This window comes from Mesorhizobium sp. M7A.F.Ca.ET.027.03.2.1, assembly GCF_003999175.1.
Classification (GTDB): Bacteria; Pseudomonadota; Alphaproteobacteria; order Rhizobiales; family Rhizobiaceae; genus Mesorhizobium.
Genome location: NZ_RZOM01001744.1, coordinates 1 through 649, shown reverse-complemented (window position 1 = coordinate 649; position 649 = coordinate 1). Strand labels below are relative to the sequence as shown.

The 649-nt window shown below is 63.6% G+C and carries 1 protein-coding gene; it reads right to left on the bottom strand.

The genetic code is table 11. The features are described 5' to 3' along the window. Window positions 1-649, bottom strand: a 649-nt coding sequence (locus EN750_RS37785; protein ID WP_245482946.1) for an alpha-amylase family glycosyl hydrolase, incomplete at both ends; no start/stop codon positions are given.

Sequence of the window (649 nt, the reverse complement as noted above, 5' to 3'; positions counted from 1 at the left end):
CTCTCAGCATCGGCGCCTCGGCATCGAATGTTCCTTCAACCCTGCCCAGAATTGGCGCCAGGTCGAAGCGGAAGCCGTCGACGCCGGCATCCCTGACGAAATGGCTAAGCGTGTCGAGGACCATCTCCTGGACGACAGGATGATCGCAAGCGACCGTGTTGCCGGTGCCGGTATCGTTGGCCAGCCCGCCGTCTGATGAGTGCCGGTAGTAGGCCTGGTTGTCCAGGCCGCGCAGCGACAACGTCGGGCCAAGCCAGTCGCTCTCGCCGGTGTGGTTGAAGACGAGGTCGAGGATGACGCCGATGCCAGCCTCTCGCAGCACGGCGACCGTGTTTCGCAACTCCATGATGCCGCCTGGCGCCAAACGCGGATCGAGGGCCATGAAAGTCACGGGATTGTAGCCCCAGGCGTTGCGCAGCCCGAGCGGCGGCAAATGTCGCTCGTCGATCGACGCGGTCACCGGCATCAGTTCGACCGCGTCAACCCCCAGTTCTTTCAGATGCTCGATAACCGCCGGGTGAGCAAGTGCGGCGACTGTTCCGCGCAATTTTTCGGGAATGTCCGGATGCAGCATGGTGAAGGCGCGCACCGGCACTTCGTAAATAAGGCCGCCCGGCTGGAATAGCGGCGGGGCAGCCTGCACCCGCTT